The organism is Allobosea sp. CER48 (assembly GCF_044752385.1).
Classification (GTDB): Bacteria; Pseudomonadota; Alphaproteobacteria; order Rhizobiales; family Beijerinckiaceae; genus Allobosea.
In genome coordinates this window covers 1-8729 of record NZ_JBIWYK010000100.1, presented here as the reverse complement: position 1 = coordinate 8729, position 8729 = coordinate 1, and the positions used below count along the sequence as shown (strand labels likewise).

Genomic DNA, 8729 nt, shown 5'->3' with positions numbered 1-8729 from the left:
TCCTCTGCGCTGTCACGTCGGGCATGCATCATCACGCGATGCTCTTTCGGACCTGATCATGTCATGATCGCGGCGACGATCACCCTTTCGAGACGCGACCTGCCTTTCATGTCCCAGAGCCTGACCATCACCCTCACCGGAACGACCGACCTGCCGCCGGGCAAGATCGCCACGATCGTGACCTCGCTGGAGATGTTCGAGCGGCCGCAGGAACGCGCCGACCCGCCGGCGACGGAAGGCTTCTCGCTCGATCCGATCGACCGTGGCGACGTCGATCGCTATCTGCGCATCTATCGGCAGCTGGGTGAGCGCTGGATGTGGTTCAGCCGCCTGACCAAGCCGCGCGCCGAGCTCGAGGCGATCTTCGCCGATCCGGCCGTCGCCGTGTATGCAGCCCGCCATGACGGGCAGGATGTCGGTTTGCTCGAGCTCGATTTCCGTGTGCCGGGGGAGGGGGAGCTCGCGTTCTTCGGCCTGGACGAGCCCGTGGTGGGCAAGGGGGCCGGCCGCTGGCTGATGAACCGGGCCCTCGAGCTGGCCTGGGCGAAGCCGATCTCGCGCTTCTGGGTGCATACCTGCACGCTCGACCATCCCGCCGCGCTCGCCTTCTACCAGCGTTCCGGCTTCACGGTCTTCAAGCGGGGAGTCGAGGTCGACGACGATCCACGGCTCTCCGGCAAGCTGCGCCGCGACGCTGTCGCGCACCATCCGGTCATCGCATGAGAAAAGGGCGGCGTCCGCCGGACGCCGCCCTTTCGCTTGAATTCGTGAAGCAGCGGGTCAGGCGCGCGAGCGCAGCCCGATCGCGTCCATGGTAGCCTGGTCGCGGGCCGCCTCGGCGGCACGCTCCGAGGCGCGCTCGCGATCATCGAGAATCTCGACCTTCTTCATGTCCTCGAAGGCCTCCTGCAGTTCGGCCTTGGCCTCGTCGAGCTGGCCCTTCAGGTTGTCGGCCGACTGGCGCAGGTTGTCGCGGCGGCCGAGGGCGGCCTTGGCATAGGTCGGGTAGGCGAAATGGGCGGGGTCGGCGATCCCGGCGCGGGTTTCCTCCGCCTGGATCTCGCGGTCGAGATCGCTCGCCATCCGGTGAAAATCGGCGATCATCATCTCGATCTGGCTTACCCGGCGACGTTTCTCGTCGACCTGGAAGCGCTTGAGCCGAAGAAGCGTCTCTCGCGACTTCATGTCGTTTTCAACTCCTGATTACGCATCGGCCGCCACCGACCCCTCGGCGCGCGCCTGAACTCCATCCGCGAGACGAGGCGCAGAATGGCGCAAGGAGGTTGACCTTTCCTTACCGAGGCGGGTTGCTTTTTCCGCATGTTCAAGCCGCGCTGCCGCTGCTGCCACCGATTGTCGCAATGATCTACTGACTGGCGCTTGCGGCCATTCGGCCCCGCTGCGGATTTCCTGTCTTGGCTGCCTCTTCTCGTTTCGGTGGGCATGGCCTGCTGCTCTCCGGCCTCGCCCTCACGCGCATCATCGGCTGGGGCTCGACCTTCTATTCGCCCTCGGTGCTGGTCAGCGGGCTCGACCGCGATCTCGGGTTGAACGTCGAGATCGTCTTTGGCGGCATCACCATCCTGCTCATCACCGGGGCGCTCTTGGCGCCGGCGGTCGGCCGCCGGCTCGATCGCGAGGGCACGCGGCGCTCGATGTGCGTCGGCGCGGTGATCTGTGCGATCGGGCTCGCCATTCTCGCCGCCGCGCAGGGCCCGGTCAGCTATCTCGGCAGCTGGTTCGTGATCGGAGTCGGGCACGCGCTGTCGCTCGCGAATGTCGGCAACGTCACCATCGCCCAACTGATGGGCGAGAGGACGCGGCGCGTCATCGGCCTGATGATGCTGGTGACCGGCCTTGCCTCGAGCGTGTTCTGGCCACTGACGGCAACGCTGATGGATGCCTTCGGCTGGCGGGTGACGCTGCTGGTCTTCGCGGCGATGCAGATCGCGATCGTCCTGCCGATCTATGCCGCCGTCCCGCGCTTCCAGCCGGTGCGGCCCGCCGCGGCGGTGACCGGAATACGCAGCAGCGGCGAGGACGGGCGCGTGCCGTCCGCGTCCCGCAGGGTGGCCTTCTGGCTGGTCGCGCTGGCGTTCTCGGCGAGCGGGCTCGTGTCCTGGGGACTGCCGCTGCATCTGATCACGCTCTTCCAGGAAGCGGGGCTGACCCAGGCCGAGGCCGTCTGGATCGCGACGCTGAGCGGCCCGGCGACGATCGCGGCGCGGGCCATCGACGCGACGATCGGCGAGCGACTGCCGGCGGAGAAGACGGCACTGCTCGGCCTGCTGCTCGGACCGGCGATGTGTCTCGTCCTGCCCTTCGTGCCGATGACGATCGCGACGGCAGCGGGCTTCGTGCTGCTGTTCAGCGCGGCGCTCGGCGTCATCTCGGTGGCGCGGGCGACGCTGCCGCTCGCCCTGTTCGGCCGAAACGGCTTCGCGACCATGCTCGGCAGGCTCACCGTGCCGCAGAACATCACCTTCGCGGCCGCGCCGCTGCTCTTCGCCGTCATGGTCGAACGGCTTGGCGCCGACATGACGCTGGTCGCTTCGGCTGCGATCCAGGCGATCGGTTTCCTGGCGATGTTCGCGCTGGTGCGCATGCTCGCCCGCGCCTGACAGGCTCAGAGGCCGGAGAGCAGGGCGAGGAGCGCGAGCGCCGCCGGCAGCGCCTGGATGAAGAGGATCTTGCGGCTGGCCGTGGCTGCGCCAAAGAGCCCGGCGACGACGACGCAGCCGAGGAAGAATGCCTTGATCGCGAGGCCGCCGCTGCCGAGCCAGAGCCCCCAGATCAGCCCGGCCGCGAGGAAGCCGTTGTAAAGCCCCTGATTGGCGGCCAGAACCTTCGTCTGCTTCGCGAATTCCGGTGTGAGCCCGAATGCCTTGCGACCGCGGGGCGTGTCCCAAAGCCACATTTCCAGAACGACGATGTAGATGTGGATGAGGGCGACGAGGCCGACCAGAACCGAAGCGATCATCGATGGGGCATCCCGAGCAAGGGGCTGATCGGTGGCATCAGCCGCCGCCCATGATCGCAGCGAGGCGAGCGTAGCATTCCGGGAGGGATGTCGCTTCGTCCTTCGACTGCTTCAGGAAGGCTTCGAGCGCCGGATTGAGGCGGATGGCTTCGTCGACCTCGGCCGAGGCGCCCTGGCGATAGGCGCCGAGCCGGATCAGCTCTTCCATGTCGGCATAGGTCGCCAGCGTGGCGCGGGCCTTCTGGACGACGGGATAATAGGCGGGATCGCAGGAGCGCGGCATGGTTCGCGAGACCGATTTCAGGATGTTGATTGCCGGATAGCGCCCGCGCTCGGCGATCGAGCGCTCCATCACGATATGGCCGTCGAGGATGCCGCGGACCGCGTCCGCCACCGGCTCGTCATGGTCGCCGCCATCGACAAGCACGGTGAAGAGGCCGGTGATGGCGCCGTCGCCCGTGCCGGGGCCGGCGCGCTCGAGCAGGCGGGGCAGCTCGGCGAAGACGGTCGGCGTGTAGCCCTTGGTGGTCGGCGGTTCGCCCGCGGCGAGGCCGATCTCGCGCATCGCCATGGCAAAGCGCGTGACCGAGTCCATCAGGCACATCACCTGCAGGCCGCGGTCGCGAAAGTACTCCGCCAGCACCAGTGTGGTCAGCGCCGCCTGCTTGCGCATCAGGGCCGGCTCGTCCGAGGTGGCGACCACGACGATCGAGCGGGCGAGGCCCTGCGGGCCGAGATCCTCCTGGAGGAACTCCTGCACTTCGCGGCCGCGCTCGCCGACGAGGCCGATGATGTTGACGTCGGCCTGCGCATAGCGCGCGAGCATCGAGAGCAGCACGGACTTGCCGACGCCGGAGCCTGCGAAGATGCCCATGCGCTGGCCGATGCAGCAGGTCAGGAATGCGTTCAGGGAACGCACGCCGAGATCGAGCGGCCGACCGACGCGGCGGCGCGAATGGGCGGGCGGCGGGTCGTTGCGGAAGGCATAGAGCGTGTCGCCCTGCGGCAGCGGCGGGCCACCATCGACCGGCCGCCCGAGCGCATCGATGACGCGACCGAGCCAGGCGGGGTTGGGGCGCAGCCCGGGCTGGGCGCGATCGACATGGACGGGGCAACCGCGGCGCACGCCGTCGAGCCCGCCGAAGGGCATCACCAGCGCCTTCTCTCCGGAGAAGCCGACGACCTCGCAGGGGACGCGCGTACCGGGGGCGATCTCGATGCCGACACGCCCGCCCAGGCTCATGGCGCCGATCGGCCCTGCGACCTCGACGAGCAGCCCGCGGACGCCGATGACGCGACCGTAGACGCTCACGCCCTCGAGATGCTCGATCGCGGAGGCGAGGGCGGAGAGGCGATCATGGCCGTGCGAGGGAGAATTCATGGAGCGGTATCGTCCTTGCCGGGCCGGAAGGTCCAGCGGGAATTCGGGCGAAGCGCCCCTGTGGATGATTTGGTAAGGGTTCCTAACAAATTGCGCTCATTTACCAGCCGTTAAGCTCTGTGATTAACACTGCGGATCGAGGCTGCCACGTGTCGCAGGGCCATTTGATCCTGTTTCCCGAAGCATCCTCCGCGAAAAGGCGTTTTCGCGGGCGAGAGCCATCCGATCCGTGTCAAATTCGACTCACCTCGACAAGGATCGTTAACTTTCTCCGAGGAAGCGCTTGCGCTTGGGAATCACGGTTTGTTAACCAGTTTCCTCGTAGCGTGTCGCGTGGCGTTTCATTGGGCAAGTGCGTCGTCGTCGAGGGCCGAACGGTCCGGGCGTAAGCAACGGTCAAACCTGCCCTGCGGGCGAAATTGGGGACGTGGACATGCGGGTTCTGCTGATCGAGGACGATAGCGCGACCGCTCAAAGCATCGAGCTCATGCTCAAATCCGAGAGCTTCAACGTCTACACGACGGATCTCGGCGAAGAGGGTGTCGATCTCGGCAAGCTCTACGACTACGACATCATCCTGCTCGACCTGAACCTGCCGGACATGTCGGGCTACGAGGTGCTCCGCTCCTTGCGTGTCGCCAAGGTCAAGACGCCGATCCTGATCCTCTCCGGCCTCGCCGGCATCGAGGACAAGGTGAAGGGCCTCGGCTTCGGCGCCGACGACTACCTCACCAAGCCATTCCACAAGGACGAACTGGTCGCCCGGATCCACGCGATCGTGCGTCGCTCGAAGGGGCACGCCCAGTCGGTCATCACCACCGGCGATCTGGTCGTCAATCTCGACACCAAGACGGTCGAGGTCGATGCCGCCCGGGTGCACCTGACCGGCAAGGAATACCAGATGCTGGAGCTGCTCTCGCTCCGGAAGGGCACCACGCTGACCAAGGAGATGTTCCTGAACCATCTCTACGGCGGCATGGACGAGCCCGAGCTCAAGATCATCGACGTCTTCATCTGCAAGCTGCGCAAGAAGCTGGCGAACGCGTCCGACGGCAAGAATTACATCGAGACGGTGTGGGGCCGTGGCTATGTCCTGCGCGAGCCGTCCGACGCAGAAGAACGCATCCCCGCCTGACACGGTTCCGTCGCGCGCCCGTCATCGGGCGGTCATGAAGCGACGGCATACAGTTTTTGACCTGATCGTCGGATGTACACGACAGGTTGACGGGACCCCGCCGAGAGGCGGGGTTTTTGTTTGCGGGCTGCTGAGCGGGACTGTCAGCCGCGCCAGCCGGCCAGGGGCTCGATGCCGGTCTGGAAGCTGCGCGTCGCGTTGGCACGCGGTTGGGGCGCGGGGGCAGACCGGCGATAGAGGCCGCGATGCTCGGGATCGCAGGCGAAGGGCGTCGCCAGGCCAAGGACGGTTTCGGCGGCGCCGAGGATGAAGGCGCCATCGGAAACGAGGCGCGGAGCCAGCAGCTCCAACACCTTCGCCTTGGTCGGGACGTCGAAATAGATCAGCACGTTGCGGCAGAAGATCACATCGAAGCGGCCGAAATGGTCGTTCCGCTCCAGGAGATTGTGCTGGCGGAACTCGACCATTCCGCGCAACTGCTGAGAGACTTGCCATTTGTCGCCGCGCTGCTCGAAATGCTTGAGCAGCATCTGGATCGGCAGGCCACGCTGGATCTCGAACTGGCTGTAGAGACCGGCGCGTGCCTTCTCGAGAATCTCGGTGGAGATGTCCGTTCCGATGATCTCGATCTTCCAGCCTGCAAGCAGGGCGGCGGCTTCATCGAGCATCATGGCCAGGGAATAGGCCTCCTGGCCGCTCGACACGGCGGCGCACCAGATGCGCAGCGAGCGGCTGCCTGCGTTGGCAGCGAGGCGCTCCGGCAGAATGATCTCGCGGAACAGCTCGAAGGGCGTGCGGTCACGAAAGAACAGCGTCTCGTTCGTCGTCATCGCATCGACGACGGCGTTCTCCAGAGCACGGTCGCGGCCCAGCCGGAGCTGCGAGACGAGTGCCGTGATGTCGGCGACGCCGCGCCGGCGGCAAAGGATGCCAAGGCGGCTTTCGGCCAGATATTGCTTGTCGGCGGTCAGCGAGAGGCCTGAACGCTGCTGGAGCAACAGCCGCAGGAAGGTGAAATCGGCGTCGGTCATGCGGGCTGTACTCCCCGCACCAGGCAGCGGATCGAGGTTCCGATCTCGTCGAGCGGGATGACGCTGCTCGCATGATGGGCGCGCACGATCGAGCCGGGCATGCCCCAGATCGTGCTGGTTGCCTCGTCCTGTGCCAGAACGGCCGCACCGGCCCGGCGCAGGGCGCCAGCGCCCTCGGTGCCGTCACTCCCCATGCCGGTCAGCACCAGTCCGAGGGCTGCGGCCCCGAGATGGCGCGCGGCATCGCCGAACAACACATCCACGGCCGGGCGGCAGAAGTTCACCGGGGCCTCGTCGCCGATGCGGGCGACAATGTGGCCGAGGCGGCGATCGATGCCGAGATGGCGGCCTCCAGGGGCGATATAGACAGTGCCGCGCATGAGCCGTTCGCCGTCGCAAGGCTCCCGCGCGGGAATGCCGATCTGGCCGGCGATCTGCTCGGCAAAGGAAGCGGTGAACAGTGGCGGCATATGCTGCACGACCAGTGTCGTCAGGTCGTTCAGGCCCTCGCCGATGTCGAACAGCACCTTCGCGACGGCACGCGGCCCGCCCGTCGAGGCTCCGATGACGAGATAGCGCGGCATCATCGAGACCAGCGGGCGCAGATTGACCGGCCCGCCATGCGGCAGATCCACGAGGTCGACTTCCGGCGGCAGCGTGCCTGGCTTGACCGCCGTATGGGCGACATTGCCGAGCTTGAGCAGGAACTCGCTGCGGAAATCGAGCGACAATGTCATGCCGACGCGGCTGTCGGGCTTCGAAACGACATCCATCGCGCCCTTTGTCATGCATTCCAGCGCGATGCGCGTATTCCGCTCGTTGAGCGTGGCGGCGAGCAGAATGCCGGTATGGGGGCTTTCCTTGAGGATCTGCGGCAAGGCCGTGGCTCCGTCGACACCCGGCATGTCGAGGTCCAGCACCATCACATCGGGCTTGTATCGCGTCGCATGGGCGACTGCGGTTTCACCGTCCCCGGCCACCGCTACGACATGAAAATGGCCGGCCTCTCCGAGCCAACGCGCAAACAGCCCGCGCACGACGACGGAATCATCGGCGATCACCACCGTCTTGTGCCGGTGAGGCTGAGCAGAAGAGTGCAAGCGGGTCGGCATCATGCTGGTCTTGCCCGTCGGGTCGCCCGCTCGCGCGGGCGGCGGCTCGGTCCTGTCCAAACCGGCAGCCTTAGAGCAGGCCGACCTGATGGAACTTCGAAGCCACGATCTCCTTGTCGAAGGGCTTCATGATGTATTCGTCGGCCCCGGCATGCATGGCGCGCGCGATATGCGCGATATCGTTCTCGGTGGTGCAGAACACGACCTTCGGCCGTTTGCCGCCCGGCATCTGGCGCAGCGTGCGCAGGAACTCGTAGCCGTCCATGATCGGCATGTTCCAGTCGAGCAGCACGGCATCCGGCATTTCACCCTTGCAGGCGTCGATGGCGCGCGCACCGTCTTCCGCTTCGGCGATGCGGAACTGGAGACCTTCCAGGATTCTCCGAGCGACCTTGCGGATTACGGCTGAATCATCGACGACAAGGCAATATTTCATGGTCGGTCTCCGAAACTGTTTAACGGCGCCTCAGGCGGCGGCAGGAAGGTCGAGATCAAGCACGGCATCGAGATCGAGGATAACGAGGAGTTCGTCGGCGAGGCGGTGAACACCTGTCGCCAGCGCGGTCCAGACGCGATCGAGATGAACGGGCAGCGGCTCGAGCGTGGACCGGTCCAGCCGAACGACCTCACCGACAGCGTCGACGATCAAGGCGTAGGCCTCCCCGTTGTGGTCGATGCCGATCGCTGTCAGCTCGGTGCCGCCCGGCATGCTGGGAGCGGGCTGGGCCGGCTTGCCGAGGCGCTGGCGCAGGCAAATCGCCGTGACGATGCGGCCGCGCAGGTTCAGCAGGCCGACGATCTCGCTCGGCGCGCGCGGTACCACGGTGATGCGGTTCGTGATGAATACGTCCTGCACACGGCCGATCGGCAGGCCCAGCAGTTGCTCGCCGATCCTGATCGTCACGTAGTCGAGCGAGTCGCCGAAGCCGGCGGCGCCGACGGGAGACGGTTTCTCGGAAGAGGCATAGGTCATGCCGCGTGCCTCATGTCGACGCTGCCGGCGTTGAGCTCGCCCAGCAGGGCCCGGCGATCGAACTTGGCGAGGACGTCGTCCAAACCCGCCTGTGCCGCGCGCATGTGAAGGTCCGGC

Annotated in this window: 10 protein-coding genes; 3 read left to right on the top strand and 7 right to left on the bottom strand. The window is 66.3% G+C overall.

What is annotated here, in order from left to right:
* Window positions 1-63 precede the first annotated feature (63 nt).
* Entirely contained in the window at window positions 64-723 is a 660-nt protein-coding gene (locus tag ACIPIA_RS06075) for a GNAT family N-acetyltransferase (RefSeq protein ID WP_400507643.1), read from the top strand.
* 57 nt (window positions 724-780) lie between these two features.
* Here ACIPIA_RS06075 and fliJ read toward each other — a convergent pair whose 3' ends face one another.
* The gene (gene fliJ, locus ACIPIA_RS06070; RefSeq protein ID WP_400507641.1) at window positions 781-1185 is read right to left on the bottom strand and encodes a flagellar export protein FliJ; all 405 of its coding nucleotides are present in this window, start codon (window positions 1183-1185) and stop codon (window positions 781-783) included.
* A 230-nt stretch (window positions 1186-1415) separates the two neighbouring features.
* Between fliJ and ACIPIA_RS06065 the strand changes: the two genes are divergently transcribed.
* Entirely contained in the window at window positions 1416-2621 is a 1206-nt protein-coding gene (locus ACIPIA_RS06065; RefSeq protein WP_400507639.1) for an MFS transporter, read from the top strand.
* 5 nt (window positions 2622-2626) lie between these two features.
* Here ACIPIA_RS06065 and ACIPIA_RS06060 read toward each other — a convergent pair whose 3' ends face one another.
* The gene (locus tag ACIPIA_RS06060; protein WP_400507638.1) at window positions 2627-2980 is read right to left on the bottom strand and encodes a DUF1304 domain-containing protein; all 354 of its coding nucleotides are present in this window, start codon (window positions 2978-2980) and stop codon (window positions 2627-2629) included.
* Window positions 2981-3017: 37 nt separating this feature from the next.
* Window positions 3018-4361, bottom strand: a complete 1344-nt coding sequence (fliI, locus tag ACIPIA_RS06055; RefSeq protein WP_400507636.1) for a flagellar protein export ATPase FliI — start codon at window positions 4359-4361, stop codon at window positions 3018-3020.
* A 433-nt stretch (window positions 4362-4794) separates the two neighbouring features.
* Here fliI and ctrA point away from each other — a divergent pair, with 433 nt between their 5' ends.
* Window positions 4795-5496: a response regulator transcription factor CtrA gene (gene ctrA, locus ACIPIA_RS06050; protein ID WP_055729421.1), complete on the top strand. Its 702-nt coding sequence runs from the start codon at window positions 4795-4797 to the stop codon at window positions 5494-5496.
* A gap of 143 nt (window positions 5497-5639) precedes the next feature.
* Here ctrA and ACIPIA_RS06045 read toward each other — a convergent pair whose 3' ends face one another.
* The 4 genes from ACIPIA_RS06045 to ACIPIA_RS06030 form a co-directional block, all read right to left on the bottom strand.
* On the bottom strand, window positions 5640-6527 hold the full coding sequence (locus tag ACIPIA_RS06045) for a CheR family methyltransferase (protein ID WP_400507633.1): 888 nt from the start codon (window positions 6525-6527) through the stop codon (window positions 5640-5642).
* Window positions 6524-7627 carry a chemotaxis-specific protein-glutamate methyltransferase CheB gene (gene cheB / locus ACIPIA_RS06040; RefSeq protein ID WP_400507631.1) on the bottom strand — a complete coding sequence of 368 codons (1104 nt, stop codon included), beginning with the start codon at window positions 7625-7627 and terminating at the stop codon, window positions 6524-6526. The genes ACIPIA_RS06045 and cheB overlap by 4 nt, the downstream gene beginning before the upstream one ends.
* A gap of 82 nt (window positions 7628-7709) precedes the next feature.
* On the bottom strand, window positions 7710-8075 hold the full coding sequence (locus ACIPIA_RS06035; RefSeq protein WP_038359309.1) for a response regulator: 366 nt from the start codon (window positions 8073-8075) through the stop codon (window positions 7710-7712).
* A gap of 30 nt (window positions 8076-8105) precedes the next feature.
* Entirely contained in the window at window positions 8106-8612 is a 507-nt protein-coding gene (locus tag ACIPIA_RS06030) for a chemotaxis protein CheW (protein WP_400507629.1), read from the bottom strand.
* Window positions 8613-8729: the final 117 nt, after the last annotated feature.